Here is a 16,964-nt window from a genome sequence, read left to right as displayed (position 1 = left end):
TAGACCACGAGCGCGTCGCTGACCAGCAATGATGCTGATGTGGGGGGTGGGTCGAAGGTGGTGCGGTGGTGCGTTAGAAGGTGAGGCTCCACGAGTTGATGTAGCCGGTGTCACCCGTGGCCACATCGCGCACCTGGAGCTTCCAGGTGCCGTTGGCGAGCTCGCTCGACGCGTCGACCGTGTAGGTCGCCACGACGTTGTCGGCGCTGTCCGAGGACGACGACGTCTTCAGGTTGCGCACCGTGCCGTCGGGGGCGACCAGGTCGACGACCAGGTCTCCGCGCCAGGTGTGCCTGATGTCCACGCCGACCTTGAGGGCGGCGGGGGCGTTGCCGGTGCGGCCGGAGACGGTGATCGGGGACGTCACGGTGGTGTTGTCCGGGACCGTCACGCGCGTCGTGCTGGTGTAGACGTTGCCGGCCGGCGGCGTGGTGGTGGTGACGGCGTTGACCGTCTTCGCCGCGTCGGCGATGCCGGTGCCGCAGCCGCCGGTGCAGGTGCCGGGCAGCGGACGGGCGTTGGTCTTGATCGCGGACTCGATGTCGGCCGGGGTGAGGGTGCTCTTGGCCGACTTCAGGAGGGCGGCGAGGCCGGCGATGTGCGGCGCCGCCATCGAGGTGCCCTGGTAGGGCTTGTAGTTCTCGGTCGACTGGACCGTCGTGCCCGAGTTCAGCGTGGAGAGGATGCCGTTCTCGGGAGTGGTGACGGTGCCGGGCGTGTCGGTGGCGCGGCGGGTCTCGCCGCCGGGCGCGGCCACGTCCACGAGGGTGCCGTAGTTGGAGTAGTACGACCGGTTGCCCTCACGGCTGGTCGACGCCACGGCGATGACGTTCGAGCAGTTGGCGGGGGTGAAGCCGGAGGTGTTGGCGTTGCTGTTGCCCGCGGCCACGACGACGGTGGTGCCGCGCGAGACGGCGCCGTTGATGGCGGTCTGGTAGACGCTCGGGCAGGTCGAGCTGGCGCCGCCCAGGCTCAGGTTGATGACCTTCGCCGGGGTCGCGTTGGCCGGGACGCCCGGCACGGTGCCGCCGGAGGCCCAGGTGATGGCGTCGGCGATGTCGGCGGACGAGCCGCCGCACTTGCCGAGCACGCGCACGGGCTGGATCTTCGCGTTGTACGCGATGCCCGCGATGCCCTTGGTGTTGTTCGTGACGCCGGCGATGGTGCCGGCCACGTGGGTGCCGTGCCAGGAGGAGCTGGAGGCCTTGGAACCGCTGCCGCACTCGTTGTCGGTGGCGTTCCAGTCGCCCTCGTCCTTGGCGTCCGCGTCGCGGCCGTTGCCGTCGCGGGCGTCGCCGGAGGTCGAGATGAAGTCGTAACCGGAGACGACGTTGGCCGCCAGGTCCGAGTGGGCGGCGTAGCCGGTGTCGATGACGGCGACGGTGACGCCGGAGCCGGTCGTCTTGTCCCAGGCCGCCGGGACGTTCATGCCGCCGGTGGCCTCGAAGAGGTCCCACTGCTTGGCGTACTCGGTGTCGTTCGGCGTGACCGCCATCGCGTAGGCGCGGATGTCGGGCTCGACGGAGGCGACGGCCGGGTCGGCACGGAAGGCGTCCATGACCTTCGTCACGTCCTGCTTGGTGGCGCTGTCGCCCAGGTCGACCAGGGCGCCACCGGCGGCGAGGCGACGCTCGAAGGAGAGCTTCTCGCCCGTCTTCGCGGCCTTCTCGGCCGTGTCGCTCTTCGCGGCGGCGTTGGAACCCGCCTCGGCGGCCTGGTTCCTGTAGGTGACGATGAGCTTTTCGACCGGGGCGCTGGGGAGCGCCTGGATCGCCTGCGAAACCGGGGCGGGCTTCGGGGTGGGAGCGGCCGGGGCGGCGGCGAACGCCCCGGAGGTGGTGGCAGCGGCACCGAGGATCGCGGCGCTTGCGACCACGGATATGACTCTCCGCCTGGAACCGTTCAAGGTGTGGCCCTTTCGAGTACGACGTAACTGCGGAGCAGTGGCGGCGGCGCGGGACACACGGGGCGAAGTGGGGTCGCGGTCCGGCGTTCCCTGGGCTTGGGGGGCCCGTGCGCCGCCACCGGCGCGACGGCCCGGGTCAAGGCCGTCACCGGCGGATGCCACCCTTCACATGCACCTGTCATGGTGCGACTCGGAGGATGATAACTGCCGGTGCGGAGGACAGTAGGGAACGGGGGGATGAACCCGATACGGGGAAAACCCTTGTCACCCCTCGGGGGTGGCGGGGGGTCGGTGAGGGGAGGGGGGAACGGGCCCGCCCCGGGCCCGGCGGAGCCCTTCCTTCAGCCCAGTTCGAGCGTGGTGACGCCGAAGACGCGCTCGCGGGCCACCGGCCGGACGGGCCCGGTGTACATCCGGGCCGTCTCGAACGTCGGCTCCAGACCGCGCTCCAGGGCCAGGCGCGCCGCCGCCGGATTGACCTCCGGCATGTCGACCGCGATCCGGTCCGAGCCGAAGTCCCGCGCCTCGGCCGCGAGTCCGTCGAGCAGGGCCGCCGCGTCCGCCGGGGTGTCCGCGAACAACGGCCCGATCCGGGCCTCGTCCCGGGCGGGACGAACCACTCCGTACCCGGTCAGACGCCCGTCGACGACCCGGGCCAGGGCGCGGTGCCCGGGGGTCGTGAGCCAGGCGGAGAGGAACCGCGGCCGGCTCGCGTGGTGACAGGCGTCGTCGTACGCCGCGAGGGCGGCCGGACCGATCCGCCCGGCGGCCACCAGACCGGTCGGCGGGCCGTCCGGGGCCGGGACCTCGCCCACGTACCGCGCCGTGCGGTACGCCGTCGTGAAGCCGGAGCGCCGGTAGTTGGCCTGCTGGTCGGGCACCCCGTCGAGCCCGACGGCCCGGCCGCCCGCGTGGCCGAGCGCGGCCCGCCAGGTGGCCAGGCCGTGGCCGAGGCCGCGGAGTCCGGGCCGTACGAGGTAGAAGCCGAGGAAGGCGTAGGCGTCGTCGTAGTCGACCACCGAGACGGCGGAGACGGGCTCCCCGTCGATCCGGCCGAGGAAGAAGCCGCCGGGGTCCTGCGCGAAGAACGCCGTGGCGTCGGAGAGCCCCGGGTTCCACCCCTCCTCGGCGGCCCAGGAGCGCACCAGCGCCCAGTCCTGCGGCGTGGCGGGGGAGACGGTCAGCGAACCGGGGGCCATGGGGATGTCCTTCGACGACCGGGGAGGGGCGGGAGGGCGCGGAGCGGGCCGGACGACCCGGCAAAGGCCGGGCGGATATCGGGGCAAAGCGCGCCGAGCATAACGCCCCCCGGACCGCCGTCCGTTCCGCACCGATCGAATCCGGCCGCACGGGCGGCGGGACCGGGGAGGCGTCCGTGTCTCCCGCCGCCCGCACCCGGGGGCACCCCGCAGCCCTTGGGGCCGGGAGGTGTCCCGAGCCGTCCCGCCCTCCCGCCGTCGCGCGCCGGAACTCCGCCCCGCCGTCCTCCGCCCGACGCGGTGCGCGGCGCCGGACGCCGCTCCCGGGGCCGGTCCGATCGGCAGGACGCCCTCCGGGAGAAACCCCCGGCTCAGTGCACCAGGCGCAGGCGCGCGGCGGCGACGCCGAGGCGGACCGTCTGGCCCCACGTGAGTTCGAGGGCGTCCGACTCGACGCCGTCGCCGAAGGCGATCAGACGGTCCGACTCGACGGTGAGCCGCAGGCCCCGGCCGGGACCGAGGAGCCCTTCGACACGGGTGGTGCCGGTGGCCGGCGACGGCCAGGCCTCGCGGACGAACCAGGCGAGCCGGGGGTCCGACGGCGCGGGCAGCGCGAGGGCGCTGGAGCGCTGCTCCCACAGGGAGCGCAGCCAGCCCGTGGCCCCCGTGCCGGTGCCGACGAGGACGCCCGACGACGCCTGGGCCTCGGCGGGCGCGTCCGTCCCGTCGAGCCCGAGCGTGTAGCGGGCGGTCTGGTGGCCAGGCGGCCCGACGTAGATCTCGTTGAGCGCGAGGAGCCGCTGCGCGTCGTCGGTGACGGCCTCGACCATCGTCAGCTCGTCGACCGCCGCGCCCTCCTCCGCCGCGTACGGCAGCAGCCGCCGCGCCCGGGAGGCCCGGTGCCGGACCAGGACGCCCGGGTTGCGTCCCGGGTCCGCGTCGACGCCGACGACGGGCTGCCCGGTCAGGTACTTCGCCGCGTTGGCGACCAGGCCGTCCTGGCCGACCACCACCACGACGTCCTCGGGTCCGAACAGGAACCGGTCCAGATCGGCGCGTTCCACCCGGGTCCGCCGCCACGTCAGCGGCACCGCGGCCGCCACCTCGGCGAGCGCCCGGCGGGCCCGCTCGTGCCGCTCCCGCACGTCCTCGATCGAGCGGCCGCGCGCGGAGAGGAAGAACGCGGCCTGCCCGTGCGTGCCGTGCCGGGCGAGCAGCTCCTCGTACTCCGTCGTCCGGTGCACGAGCACCGCGCGCGGCGCGAGGCTCACGACCGGGCCCCGCCCGTCCCGCCGGCCCCGCCCTCGCCGCCCAGCCGGGCGAGCAGCCCGGTCAGCACGTCGGGGGAGAGCGTCAGGTGCTCGATCCGCGGCAGGTTCTCGGCGGCCCGGTGCACGGCGAGGGCGTGCAGGACGGCCGGATCGGCCTCCGCGTGCGCCCGCAGCCACGCGGACTGCGCCCCGGCGCGCGCCTCGCCGACCTCGCGGGCGGCCTCCGCCTCGGCCCGGGCGAGCCGGACCTTCCGTACGGCCTCGGCCTCGGCCCGCACCGCGTCGGCGGCGGCGTTCTCCTCGGCCTCGCGGCGCGCGTTGGTGCCGCGCTGCTCGACCAGCCGCTCCTCCTGCCGGGCCAGCTCGATCCTGCTGGCCAGCTCGTTCTCGGCGATGGCGCGTTCCCGTTCGACGGCGACCGCCCGGCGCTCGTAGGTGGCCCGGTCGGCCTCCTGCTGGATCTGCTCGCGGGCGGGGGTGCGCAGGGCGCGCTCGACCTCGGGTTCGGGGCGGATCGCCACGACCCGGACGGCGACGACCTCGATGCCGGTGTCCGGCAGGCGCGGCTCGGCGGCGAGGCCGGTCGCGATCCGGTCCCGTACCGCCGCCACGCCGTCGACGAGCGCGGCGGCGAGGGCGGTGCGGGCGAGGACGTCGAGGGCGTGCTGCTGGGCGGTCTCGGTGAGCAGGGTGGCGATCTGCTCCAGCGGGGTGCCGCGCCAGGCGCCCGTGTCGGGGTCGACGGAGAAGTCGAGCCGGGTGGCCGCCGCGCCCGGGTCGCCGATCCGGTACGTGACGGTGGACTGCACGCTCACGTCCTGGAAGTCGGCTGTGCGGGCGTGGAAGGCCATCGCCAGCTCCCGGTCGTCCACCGGGACCTCGGAGAGGGCTGCGGTGCGCGGCCGGAACCAGAAGCTGAGCCCCGCGCCGTCGTGGACGAGCCTTCCCCGTCGCTGGTGGCGGATGTGCGCGGTGGGCGCGGAGCGCAGGTGGCGCCAGCCGGCCCGCCGGGTGATGTCGGCCATGGAATCCCCCTTGTCGTCATGTTGACGATAGAGGGTCGGTCCACTTGTCGTCAAGGTGACGAATGCGGGGGTCGCCCGCCCTCACCCCGCGAGCGGGACGCCCGCGGGTTCGGCCTCCGGCACGGCGAGCCCGGCGACCCGGGCCGCCGGAAGGCCCCCGGCACCCCGCGCGACGGCACCGCCCTCCACGAGAGCACCGGCCCCGGTCCCGGTCCCGGCCTCCGTCCCGGCCCGGGTTCCCGCCCCGGCCTCCCCCGCCCCGCCCCCGCCCTTCGTCAGGAGCACCACGCCCCGCGCCGCGATCAGCGACGCGCCGGCGGCGGCGAACCAGCCCCAGGCGCCGGCCCGGAAGGTCTCGCCGAGGAGGGCCACGCCGATCACCGCGGCGGCCGCCGGGTTGGAGAGGTTGACGACGGCCAGCGGCGCCGCGAACCCGCCCCGGTAGGCGGCCTGCGAGAGCAGCAGCCCGCCCGTGGCGAAACCGGATATGAGCACCGCGAGCAGCGCGGTCTGCCACCAGGTCGGCTCGGCGCCGGGAAGGTCGAGGGCGAGCGCGGCCGTCAGGGTCTGGGTGAGCGCCGAGGCGACGCCGGAGGCGATGCCGGACGCCGTGGCGTGCCCGAGTCCGCGCCCGGCCCGCCCGCCGTTCCCGTGGTGGCGGCCCGACGCGAGCGCGGCGATCAGGAACGCCGTCGCCGCGGCGACGACCAGCGACTCGCGCAGGCTGAGCGCCTCGCCGGGGGCCGCGGGCCCCGTGACGGCGACCAGGCCGACGAGGCCGGCCAGGGTCCACAGGGCTCCGCGCCACTCGGTACGGGTCACCCGCCGGCGCGCGCAGTACGCGCCGAGCGGCAGCGCCGCCACGAGGGTCAGCGCGCCGAGCGGCTGGACCAGGGTCAGCGGCCCGTAGTGCAGGGCGGCCACGTGGGCGAGGGCGCCGGCGGCGTTCAGGCCGACCGCCCACCACCACTGTCCGCGGGCGAGCAGCGCGCGCAGCGCCCCGCGCCCGTCGGCGGCGGCGGGGGACGCGGCGGCGAGCCGGGACTGGGCGACGGCGGCGAGCGCGTACCCGGCGGCGGAGACGAGGGAGAGGAGCACCGCGAGCGCGGTGCCGGCGGCGGGGTTCATCGCAGGGCTCCGACCGGGAGGGAGGCCGTCACGGGCGGGCGGCGTACGGATGGGGGCGTCGCCCGGTGCCCGGGGACGCGGACGGCGAGCAGCGCGAGGCCGAGGAGCGCGGCGGCGGCGAGCGCGTCGAACCAGTAGTGGTTGGCGGTCCCGACGACGACGAACAGGGTGAGCAGCGGGTGCAGCAGCCAGAGCACCCGCCACCGGGAACGCGTGGCGGCGATCAGGCCGACCGCGACCATCAGGGCCCAGCCGAAGTGCAGCGACGGCATGGCGGCGAACTGGTTCGCCATCGAGTCCGTCTCCGGCACCGCCCCGTAGACGGAGGGGCCGTAGACGCGGGCGGTGTCGACGAGTCCGGCGGTGGCGAGCATCCGGGGCGGCGCGAGCGGCATCAGCAGGTGCAGCGCGAGCGCGGCGGCGGTGAGGAGCGCGAGCACGCGCCGCGACCACAGGTAGTGGGCCGGGCGGCGCAGGTACAGCCAGGCGAGGAAGGCGACCGTGGCGGGGAAGTGCACGGTCGCGTAGTACGTGTTCGCGGCCCGGACCAGTGGTTCGCCGTGCATCAGGAGCTGTTGGACCGTTCCCTCACCCGGCAGGCGGAGCGCCCGCTCGGCGTCCCAGACGCGGTCGGCGTTCCGGAAGGCGCGGGCCTCGTGGCCGTTGGCGAAGAGCCGGCCGAACTTGTAGACGAGGAACAGGACGGTGACGAGCAGCAGCTCGCGCAGGAGGGGCGGTCGCGAGGCCGCTCCCGGGGCCTCCCCGTTCGTTCCGTCCCCCTCCCCGATGTCGGATCCGGCGGGGCCGGGCGTAGGCGTCGCCCCGGGTCCCGCAGGACGTGGTCCTCGTATCCCACGTGTCCCGGCAGCCATCGCGCGGCCCTCTAATCCGTCAAATCGGCAACAAACGGAGGCAGCCTAGATCCGTTTTCAGCGAGACGCAAGCGTCTCGATACGTTTGCGTCTCGATTGTGCACCCCCTACTCTCGTATGTGCAGAGGCAGACCCGTACGGGAGAGACGCCAGGGCCGTACGGGAGACACACAGCGGGGACACGAGGTGTCCGCCCGGGAGGGACCGATGTCCACACAGGCCGCGACCGCCGCAGCCCGGCGCAGCAAGATCACGCCGGAGCGCGAGACCGAGCTCTACGACGCGGTGCTCCGCCTCCTCCGCGAGGGCGGCTACGACTCGGTGACCATGGAGGGCGTCGCGGCCCTCACCAAGTGCGGCAAGGCCACGCTCTACCGGCAGTGGGGGACGAAGCCGCAGCTCGTCACCGCCGCCCTCGCCCGACGCCGCTGCGTCGTCTTCGCCGGCATCGACACCGGCACCCTCGCCGGCGACCTGCGCGAGGCCGCCCGCATCGCCGCCTCGCACCAGGAGCGCGACGCCGGCCTCATGGAGGCCGTCGCCCAGGCGTACATCCAGCACCCCGACCTGCGCGCCGCGTTCCGCGAGACCGTCATCGCCCCCGAGATCGCGGCCATCGACGCGATCGTGGCGCGCGCGGTCGAGCGGGGCGAGGTCGAGGCCGGCAACCCCGCCGTCGACTTCGTGGCCCCCTCCTTCCTCGGCATGCTCCGCATCGAGCGGATCTGCGAGGAGCGGTTCACGGACACCTCGACCATGCGGAGCTTCGTCGACGCCGTCCTCCTCCCGGCGCTGCGCGTCGCCGGGTGAGCCGGGGTGCCCTCCGGCACCCTGGGCCCATGACCGCCCGCACCCCCCGCCGTCCGCGTCCGCCGCGTCTACGAGACCCCGTCGCCCGACGACGGGGTGCGGATCCTCGTCGACCGCCTCCGGCCGCGCGGCCTCGCCAAGGCGGACGCGCACGTCGACGAGTGGCCCGAGGCGCTCACCCCCTCCACGGAACTCCGCCACTGGTACCACGGCCCCGAGGGCGAGGACGAGGAGTTACGCCGCCGCTACCGGGCCGAACTCACCGCCCCGGCCGCCGCCGAGGCCCTCGCCCGTCTGAAGGACCTCGCGCACCGCGGAACGGTCACGCTCCTCACGGCGACCAAGGACCCGTCGGCCGACCACGCGTCCGTACTGCGCGAGGAGATCGAGGGGACGGGGGAGCAACGGACCCGACGGACGCCGTCAGGAGGCGCCCCGGCGCAGCCGCGGCGCCTCGACGGCGGCGTCGACCACGACGGAGCTCCCCGCCCCGCCGCCCCCTTCCGTACGGTCGGCCAACTCCCGCGCCCAGGAGACGAGCCCGCCGACATCGACCCCGTACGGACCGGCCGGCGAGGTCCGGACCCCCGGCGACCCGGCCGCCGAGCCTTCGGCCGCCAGCCGGTCGGCGCCGCGCCGCAGCAGACGCGCCCCGCCCGCCGTGTTGCCCCGGGCGGCGTGCGTCAGGCCCACGGCGAGCTGGGCGAGCCCCTGCCACAGGTCCCGCTCCGCCTCCGGACCGGACTTCCAGGCGTCCTCGAAGACCTCGTGCGCGTGGAACGGCATCCCCGCGTCGAGCAGCCGCTGCGCCTCGCGCAGGGTCGCGTCGGGATCCCGTACGACCCCCTCGGGCTGCCGGGGCACCCCCTCCGCCCCGTACGGCAGCGGCCGGCCGAGCCCGTCGCGGGGACGGGCGCTGCGGGCCCGTCCCTCCTCGTCGCGGTCCCTGCCTCGGTCACTCGTGGTCCGGTTCACCCCTCCATTGTCGCCCCCGGAACGATCAGGAACGCTAGGCTCGTCCGACAAGCGCTTCGTGCCGGTCCGCGTGGGTCTCACCGGCCGCGGCGCGCAAGGAGCTCGGGTAGGGGAGTGAGTCACCGGTGTCGTCGGATCCCGAACAGCCGTCGCCCGTCACGCCGTTCGTTCCCGTGGTCCCGGACGGGTCCCACGGCGGACTGCTCGAACGCGCCCCGGAACTCGCCGCGGCCGCCCATGCCGTCGACGAACTCGTCGCCGGAGCGGCGGCGGACGGTCCGGTGCGCGGCGGCATCCTCGTCTACCGGGGAGAGTCGGGGATCGGCAAGACCACCCTCCTCGACGAGATCCACCGCACCGCCCGGGACCGGTGCACCGTCCTGAGGGCCCGAGGCGGCGAGACCCTCACCTCCGTCCCGTTCCACGTCACCCGCCAGCTCCTCCAGCCCGCGCTCGACCGCTTCGACGAGGAGGACGTCCGTCTCCTCTTCGGCGGCCACTTCGACCTGCTCGCCCCCGCGCTCGGTCTCGCCCCGCCACCCCCGCCGTCGGCCGCGCCGGCCGACCCGCAGGGCGTACGGGACGGCCTGGCCAAGCTCCTGGGACGGCTCGCGGACCGGCTGCGGGACCGGCCCCCGGTCCTCCTCGTGGACGACGCGCACTGGGCCGACGCCGAATCCCTGGCGTGGCTCGACGCCTTCACCCGGATCCGGCGGGACCGCCGTCTGCCCGCCCTCGTCGTCCTCGCCCACCGCCCCCTGCCGGAGGAACCGCGGCGCACCGGGGTGCCGGCCGTCCTCGCCGCGCTCGCCGACCGCGCCGTCGTGACCCTGGGCCTGCACGCCCTCACGCCCGGCGCCACCGCCGTCCTCGCCCGGGACATGCTGGGCGGCCACGCGGACGAGCCGTTCTGCCGCGAACTGTGGTCGGTGACCTCCGGCAACCCGTACGAGACGGTCGAACTCCTCGCCAAGGCCCGCGACCGGATGCTCGAACCCGTCGCGACCTCCGCCTCCCTCCTGCGCGGCCTCGGCGCCGAAGCGCGCGGCGGCGGGCTCGTCGCCCGTCTCGAAGAGCTCGGCACCGGTCCGACCCGCCTGGCCTGGACGATCGCCGTCCTCGGCGCGGACAGCACGCCGGACCTGCTGGCGCTGCTCACCGGCATGAGCGGGGGAGAGGTCGCCGAGCACACCGAACTCCTCCGTCAGGCGAGGATCGTGACGACGGGTGCGGACCGGGCGGCACAGACCGAACCGCCCGCCCGGCCCGGACAGGGCGCCGGTCCGGGCACGGCGGACGGCACCGGGGCCGGCACCGGTCCGGGGACCGGCTTCACCGCGACGCCCGCGGGACGGTCCGACCACCTGGAGTTCGCCCACCCCCTCATCGCGTCCGCCGTGTACGGCTCGATGTCACCCGCCGCGCGGACCGCCATGCACGGCCGGGCGGCCTGGGCGCTCACCGAGGCCGGCCACGGACCGGCCGCCGTCTCCCGGCACCTCCTCGAAGTGCACCCCGACGAGGACGAGGACGTCGTCGGCCAACTGCGGGCCGCCGCCGTCGAGCACCTCGCCGTGGGCGCCCCGGACGCGGCCCGGCGCTGTCTGGAGCGCGCCCTGGCCGAACCGCCGGCCCCGGAGTCGTACGCCAGGGTGCTGTACGAACTGGGCTGCGCCTCCCTGCTGACCGCGCCCGCCGCCACCGTCCGCCACCTGAGCTCCGCGCTCGACCTGCCGGGCCTGGACGACGACCTGCGCATCGACGCGACCTACCGGCTCGCGCAGGCCCTCGCCCACAACAACCAGCTCCGGGAGGCCGCGCGGGTCCTCGCCGCCGAGGCCGTCCGCACCCCGCCCGGCACCGACCGCCGCCGCCTGCAGGCCGCGAACTTCATGTACGAGGGGTTCCAGGCCGTGGAGGAGGACGGCCCCGGCCGCTCCCGCCGCCTGGCCGACCTCACCGCGCACTTCACCGGCGCGGACAACTCCGAGAGGGCCCTCCTCACGGTGCGCGGATTCGACGCCATGATGCGCGGCGAACCCGCCGACGAGGTCGTACGCCTCTGCGACCTCGCCCTCGTCGACGGCATACCGGCCCACGGGCTCGGCTGGACCGACCCCACCTGGGGCTTCGAGATCCCGGCCCTCACGGGCATCGCGTACGCGTTCTCCGACCGCCCCGACCAGGCCGGGATCCTCTTCACGGAGGCGGTCCGCGCCTTCGAGATCTCGGGCTGGAGCGGCGCCCACCTCGCCTTCGCCCACACGCTCCTGGGCCTGGTCCACCGGCGCCGGGGCAACCTGCCGAGGGCGCAGCACTACCTGGAGGAGGGCCTGCGCCTGGCCGACCGGGTCGGCAACGGCCTCCCGGTGCACTGGGACACCGCCTGCCTCCTCGTCGACACGCTCGTCGCCCGGGGACGCACGGCGGAGGCGCGGAGCGTGGCCGACCACTACTCCTTCGGGCCGCCGTGGCCGGGCGCGATCGTCCTGCCCGACGGCCCCAGCGTCCTCGGCCGGCTCCTGCTCGCGGAGGGGCGCGTCGAGGAGGCGGTGGCCACCCTGGAAGCCGCGTCCGAGGCCCTGGTCGGCCGGGGCCGCCACCACATCGTGTGGGCGCCCTGGCCCCTGGACCTCGCACGGGCGCTCGCCCCCACGGACCCGGACCGCGCCGCCGGGCTCGCCGCCGAGGCCCGTGCCCACGCCGAACGCATCGGCACTCCCACGGCCCTCGGCGAAGCCCTCCGCTGCGCGGCCCTCGTCGCCGACCCGCCCGAGTCCCGCCGCCTCCTCACCGAGGCCGTCGCCCACCTGACCGCGTCCCCCTCCCGCTACGAGGAGGCCCGAGCCCGCCTCGACCTGGCCCGCGCCACCGGCTCCCAGGCCACCCTCGCCGAGGCGACCGCCCTGGCCACCACCTGCGGCGCCTCCCTCCTCCCCTCCGACGCGGTGACAGCCCGTGCGTCGTCCCACCCTCCGGAGTGAGGTAATGTTTCCCCTGCACGCCGACGCGGGGACACCCCGCCGACGACGCGCATCGGGACGTGGCGCAGCTTGGTAGCGCACTTGACTGGGGGTCAAGGGGTCGCAGGTTCAAATCCTGTCGTCCCGACTGGAGACAGTCGCGGATCAGGGGCCGTTTCAGAGCGATCTGAAACGGCCCCTCGATCGTCTCCGGGGACCACTCCGGGACCAACCCGCCTTGACCGGGTGGACCATGATCACGGTGGCCGGGCAGTCGCTCCGCGAGACAACCGGCTTGTGCGAGCCGGATCGCGTCGGCGCCGCAGGCCGGCCCCGGCGGCCGGGAACGTAGTCGGCCGGACCGCCGCGCAGATCGGTGCTCAGTTGGTCGCCCTCGACCTGGAGGGTGTGGTCGAACCGCAGTGAGTGGCGGGCCGTGGCGTCGCTCACGACGCCGTCGACTGCGGCGCGCAGGACTCCGGAGACCTCTGTCGGCTTTCCACTCGGCCGGCTGTCCCCGGAGCGCCTTCGCGCTGTCGGGGGCGGGGCTCCGGGTCGACCGGAGCCCCGCCCCCGAGGGTCAGCCGGTGGGGAAGTCGTCGGTGGTGCTGATCCGGCTCTTGATCAGTGCGCCCGACTCCGTCAGCACGCCGCTGCTGCTGTAGTCGGTGCCGTTGCAGGTGCCGGCGCGCAGTGCCGCGCTGGACTCGGGCGCGTCGGAGTAGGTCCAGTTCGCGTAGCCGATCTTCAGCTGGTCGAGCAGGTCCAGCCAGGCTGTGGTGCTCGCCCGGTCCAGCGTTCCGCCACCCGTGGCGCTCACCGTCCCGAACTCCGTGACGAAGAGCGGAAGTCGGGAGGACGCTCGGCTCACCGTGGCGCGGTAGTCGTCCTTGTGGCTCGCGGCGTAGAAGTGGAACGCGTACATGATGTTGGTGGCGTTGACGGGATTGTTGACGATCTCGCTCTCGTTGGAGCCGTCCGACACGCCCAGCGAGGACCAGCCGCGGGTGCCGACGATGATGACGGCGTCCGGGTCGGCGGCCCGGATCACCGGGATGACCTGCTCGGCGTAGTTCTTGATGGCCGCCCAGCTCACGCCGTTCGGCTCGTTGGCGATCTCGTAGATCACGTTCTTCTTGGCGGCGTTGCGGGCCGCGACGGACGCGAAGAACGTCTTCGCGCGGTCGAGGTTGTAGTTCGGGTCGCCCGGCGTCAGGGTGTGGAAGTCGATCATCGCGTACATGCCCCGCGCCTCGGCCGTGTCGACGAGGCCGTTCACGCGGTTGGTGAAGCCGGCCGGGTCGGTCTCGTAGCCGCTCTCCTGGACGTACATGGCGATGCGCAGCAGGTCCGACTTCCAGTCCTTCGCGAGCGCGTCGACGGACGCGGTGTTGTAGCACTTGCTGAACCACTGGATGCCGTGCGTGCTCATGCCCCGCAGCTGGATGGGTCGGTCGTACTGGTTGCACAGCTTCACGCCGCAGACGCGGAGCTGACCGTTGACGTCCACGGGGGTGCCGGTGCCCGGGCCCGGCGTCGGCTCCCCGCCGCCCGGCGGAGGCTCTTCGACGCTGCCCGTGCAGGCGACGCCGTCGAGGGTGAACGCCGTCGGCTTCGGGTTGGCGCCCGTGAAGGAGCCCACGAATCCCAGGTCGGTCGACGTGCCGGTGCCCAGCGCGCGGTTCCAGTCGGCAGGGGTGGCGGTGACCGTCGAACCGGACTGCGCCCAGGTGGCGTTCCAGCCCTGGACGACCTTCTGCCCGGCGTCGGGCATGGTGAACTTCAGGGTCCACCCGCTGACCGGCTCACCCAGGTTGGTGATCTTCACTGCACCCTGGAAGCCGCCCTGCCACTGGTTGGTGACGGTGTAGTCGACCTTGCAGCCGGCGGCGGCCGCCGCCGGGGGGTTCGACAGGGCCGTGAGCCCGAGGGCCGTCGCGCCGGCCGCGATCCAGGCCAAGAGGCGTTTCACCGTGTTCCTCCTCGTACGGGTCGGAAGGAGCCGTCTCGAGCACTCCCGTGGTCCGCCGGTGTGCCCTGGTCGGCCACGAAGGAGGCCATCCAGGTCAGGGCGGAGTTCCAGTTGATGGTGAGCTCGTTGGTCGACCAGGACTGGATGTCGTCGATGAAGCAGAACTGCCCGGTGCAGCCCCGCAGTTTGCCCTGGGCGAGCGGGTCCTGAATGCTCGAGTTCGGACCGCCGGAGAGCGAGCCGGCGGGCGGCTTGGGCAGCTTCGGATCGAGCTGCCGGGCATACCAGCGACTGTGCTGGTTCTGCACGCTGACCTCGCCGTAGTCCGTGACGTACGAGACGTTCAGGGCGTTGCGCCCCAGGATGTAGTCCATGCTCTGGACGGCTCCGTCGCGGTACTTCGCGCCGCCCGTGATGTCGTGGGCGGTGGCCAGGACGACGGCGTTGTTGAGCACCTGGTGGGTGGATCCCCAGTCGTACCTGTGACCCTCAGGGGCGTACGGCATGCCGTACGGGTGGGCCTTCAGGGTGGCCAGGTAGCGGTCGGCCCCTTCCCGTACGGACCGGCGGACCTCGTCGCGGCCGGGCAGCCGGTTCGGGACGGTGGCCAGGTCGAGGCGGGCGGGGACGGCCGTACGCGCCCAGTCGAAGCTGATCGGCCCGAAGACGTCGGCGGTGTGGACCGGGGAATTCAGGATGTGGTCCCGGAACTCCCGGCCGCCCGTGGTCAGATACAGCTCGGTGGCCGCCCAGTAGAACTCGTCGCTGACGTCGCGGTCGGCGTACGTGCCGCCGCCGATGCCGTCGCTCTCGGAGGCCAGCACGTCGGGGTGGGCGAGAGCCGCGGCCCACGCCTTGCGGGCTGCGGCGAGCGCGGTGGCGGCGAACCGGGGGTCGTACGCCCTGTAGAGGCGGGCCGCCTGGGCGGCGGTCGCCGCGAGGTTCAGGGTGGCCGCGGTGGTCGGCGGGTGCAGTTCGCGCTTCTGCGGGTCGTCGGAGGGCAGCAGGGGCAGGCCGGTCCACTGCTCGTCGTGGATCTTGTGGTGGACCATGCCGGCGAGCGGCTCGCCGTCCGGCACCTGCATCTTCAGCAGGAACTCCAGCTCCCAGCGAGCCTCGTCGAGGATGTCGGGGACCTTGTTGCCGCTCTCCGGAATGTCCAGGGTCCCGTCGCCCAGCTTCTCGGCGTGTCCGGTGCGGGCGATGCGGGCGCGCTCGTAGGTGCTGAGGAGCTGCCAGACGGAGATGCCGCCGTTGACGACGTACTTGCCGTGGTCGCCGGCGTCGTACCAGCCGCCGGTGGCGTCGAGCGCGTAGTCGCACACGCCCGGCTGGCACGGCACGTTGCCGTCTCCCTGGTTCGGGGCGACGTCGATGTGCCCGGCCTCGCGGCCGTATCCGGGCCGCAGGTCGTCGCGGATCCCGGTCCCGCTGCGCTGGGTGTAGTAGAACTTCGCGGCGTCCAGGCGGAGCTTCTCGTACGCGGCGGTGCCGATGTCGAAGGGCCGGCTGGTCTCGCCGTCGGCGACCAGGGTGAGGTCCGACCCGGCCCCGCGGTGGCCGCCGAAGTCGATCGTATGGACGTTCTGTCCGGAGGAGGGGTCCACCCCGCGCGGCACGGTGCGGCCGCTCGCGACGACAGTGCCGGACGCGTTCTTCAGCTCCCAGGGCAGCGGCTCGGTCGCCCCGGTGACGAGCGTGGCGTTCTTGGGGCCGGCCGGCAGGTAGGCGACCTGGTTGACCCGGACCCGGGGACCGGTGTCGGGCTTGTACTCCTCCGGTGGTACCCCGCCGAGCAGCGACACGTCGTCGAGGCAGAAGCGCCAGGGTGAGGCACCACCGCCGAGCTGGAAGGCGACCTGGCCCTGCGGTGTGTCGACCGGTGAGGTGAACGTGTAGGTGTACGTGTTGCCGGAGACGCTCAGCTGCGGGGTGACCTCGTGGTACGCGTCGTACGGCGCCACTTGGAGCCCCACGACGGCGCGGACGGAGTTGGCCTCGGGGGAGCCGGTCGCGCTGAAGCGGAACCGGTACGACTCTCCCTTGACGAGCGTGAGGTCGTTCTGGCCGACGGCGGCGTCCCAGCGGTTCGCCGTCCCCCCCGGCACGTCGGCGCAGAGTCTGCCGTCGGCCGGTCCGACGGTGACGTTGCTCGTCCACCACGAGTCGGTGCCGGTGTCGAAGGCGCCGTTCCTGACCCGCTCGACCTCGTCCGCTCCCGCGGGACCGGCCGGGACCGCGGTGAGCCCCGCCGCGAGCAGGGCTGTCAGGGACAGCAGGGCGGTTCTGCGTTTGTTCACGTCTCGGCTCCTCACAGGAGACAGGGGGAGACCCGTGAATGGGAGCGCTCCCATCGGGCGGGGTCATACTTGTGGCTGGCGTACTGGGCCGTCAACGCCCCGGACAGGACCCGTTGCACGAGAACGCGCCAACGACTCCTCGCCCCCGGCACGCACTTCGGGTCCTCGAAGGCGGGCGGGGCGACCGCGGAGACGCATCGGTCGAGCGCGCGACGGGTCGTGAGATCGGGGCCCTCGGGGCTGTCACCGTGTTGGGACGCGGTTCGGGCACACCGACGCCGGAGGAGGTCGCCGTCCGCGCGGGAGCGGGGCGGGGCACGGTCTCCCGGGTGATCGGCAAAGCGTCGGGTGTCAGGAAGTCCACCCGTCGCGCCGTGCGGCGTGCCATCGGTGAACGGGTCCATGTGTCGGCCTCGCGGCGCGCTCACCGGCCGGCGGCGGGCGGAAGGCCATCGCCGTGATCACCGGACCGCCCGACATGCACGTCGCCCGGTGCAGGCCGCGGGGCTGTCGGGAGGCGCTGGCCGGCTTCGGAACCGGCCG

The 16,964-nt window shown here is 74.1% G+C and carries 11 protein-coding genes, 1 tRNA gene and 2 pseudogenes; 5 read left to right on the top strand and 9 right to left on the bottom strand.

The genetic code is table 11. The features are described 5' to 3' along the window. Positions 1 to 73 precede the first annotated feature (73 nt). From ACFY7E_RS27610 to ACFY7E_RS27585, 6 genes are all read right to left on the bottom strand, one after another. On the bottom strand, positions 74 to 1,876 hold the full coding sequence (locus tag ACFY7E_RS27610; protein WP_389489419.1) for a S8 family serine peptidase: 1,803 nt from the start codon (positions 1,874 to 1,876) through the stop codon (positions 74 to 76). Positions 1,877 to 2,247: 371 nt separating this feature from the next. Next, the gene (locus tag ACFY7E_RS27605; protein ID WP_389489417.1) at positions 2,248 to 3,105 is read right to left on the bottom strand and encodes a GNAT family N-acetyltransferase; all 858 of its coding nucleotides are present in this window, start codon (positions 3,103 to 3,105) and stop codon (positions 2,248 to 2,250) included. Positions 3,106 to 3,476: 371 nt separating this feature from the next. Beyond that, positions 3,477 to 4,376: a hypothetical protein gene (locus ACFY7E_RS27600; protein WP_389489414.1), complete on the bottom strand. Its 900-nt coding sequence runs from the start codon at positions 4,374 to 4,376 to the stop codon at positions 3,477 to 3,479. Further along, positions 4,373 to 5,401 carry an SPFH domain-containing protein gene (locus ACFY7E_RS27595; protein ID WP_389489411.1) on the bottom strand — a complete coding sequence of 343 codons (1,029 nt, stop codon included), beginning with the start codon at positions 5,399 to 5,401 and terminating at the stop codon, positions 4,373 to 4,375. The genes ACFY7E_RS27600 and ACFY7E_RS27595 overlap by 4 nt, the downstream gene beginning before the upstream one ends. Positions 5,402 to 5,482: 81 nt before the next feature. After that, complete coding sequence (locus ACFY7E_RS27590; RefSeq protein ID WP_389489409.1) at positions 5,483 to 6,529, bottom strand: DMT family transporter; 1,047 nt, start codon at positions 6,527 to 6,529, stop codon at positions 5,483 to 5,485. Then, complete coding sequence (locus tag ACFY7E_RS27585) at positions 6,526 to 7,401, bottom strand: phosphatase PAP2 family protein (RefSeq protein ID WP_389489407.1); 876 nt, start codon at positions 7,399 to 7,401, stop codon at positions 6,526 to 6,528. Before ACFY7E_RS27585 ends, ACFY7E_RS27590 begins: the two co-directional genes overlap by 4 nt. 207 nt (positions 7,402 to 7,608) lie before the next feature. On the opposite strand from ACFY7E_RS27585, the gene ACFY7E_RS27580 reads away from it, so the two are divergent. After that, positions 7,609 to 8,211: a TetR/AcrR family transcriptional regulator gene (locus ACFY7E_RS27580; protein WP_389489404.1), complete on the top strand. Its 603-nt coding sequence runs from the start codon at positions 7,609 to 7,611 to the stop codon at positions 8,209 to 8,211. 48 nt (positions 8,212 to 8,259) lie between these two features. After that, positions 8,260 to 8,613: pseudogene (locus ACFY7E_RS27575) on the top strand (DUF488 domain-containing protein); the annotation flags it as partial. A gap of 21 nt (positions 8,614 to 8,634) precedes the next feature. Here the strand turns inward: ACFY7E_RS27575 and ACFY7E_RS27570 are convergent. Continuing rightward, positions 8,635 to 9,186: a DUF309 domain-containing protein gene (locus ACFY7E_RS27570; RefSeq protein ID WP_389489402.1), complete on the bottom strand. Its 552-nt coding sequence runs from the start codon at positions 9,184 to 9,186 to the stop codon at positions 8,635 to 8,637. Positions 9,187 to 9,386: 200 nt separating this feature from the next. On the opposite strand from ACFY7E_RS27570, the gene ACFY7E_RS27565 reads away from it, so the two are divergent. Continuing rightward, a complete protein-coding gene (locus ACFY7E_RS27565; protein ID WP_389489489.1) occupies positions 9,387 to 12,170 on the top strand; it encodes an AAA family ATPase in 2,784 nt (927 codons plus the stop codon). Positions 12,171 to 12,223: 53 nt separating this feature from the next. Further along, positions 12,224 to 12,297, top strand: a tRNA-Pro gene (locus ACFY7E_RS27560). 432 nt (positions 12,298 to 12,729) lie between these two features. On the opposite strand, the gene ACFY7E_RS27555 is transcribed toward ACFY7E_RS27560, so the two are convergent. Beyond that, entirely contained in the window at positions 12,730 to 14,121 is a 1,392-nt protein-coding gene (locus tag ACFY7E_RS27555; protein WP_389489400.1) for a cellulase family glycosylhydrolase, read from the bottom strand. 62 nt (positions 14,122 to 14,183) lie between these two features. After that, positions 14,184 to 16,421: pseudogene (locus ACFY7E_RS27550) on the bottom strand (glycoside hydrolase family 9 protein); the annotation flags it as partial. 38 nt (positions 16,422 to 16,459) lie between these two features. Between ACFY7E_RS27550 and ACFY7E_RS27545 the strand changes: the two are divergent. Continuing rightward, the gene (locus ACFY7E_RS27545) at positions 16,460 to 16,882 is read left to right on the top strand and encodes a LacI family DNA-binding transcriptional regulator (RefSeq protein WP_389489398.1); all 423 of its coding nucleotides are present in this window, start codon (positions 16,460 to 16,462) and stop codon (positions 16,880 to 16,882) included. Positions 16,883 to 16,964: the final 82 nt, after the last annotated feature.

Origin of the sequence: Streptomyces sp. NPDC012825 (genome assembly GCF_042900925.1) — a bacterium.
Taxonomy (GTDB): domain Bacteria; phylum Actinomycetota; class Actinomycetes; order Streptomycetales; family Streptomycetaceae; genus Streptomyces.
This window is presented reverse-complemented; position numbering and strand designations above follow the sequence as displayed.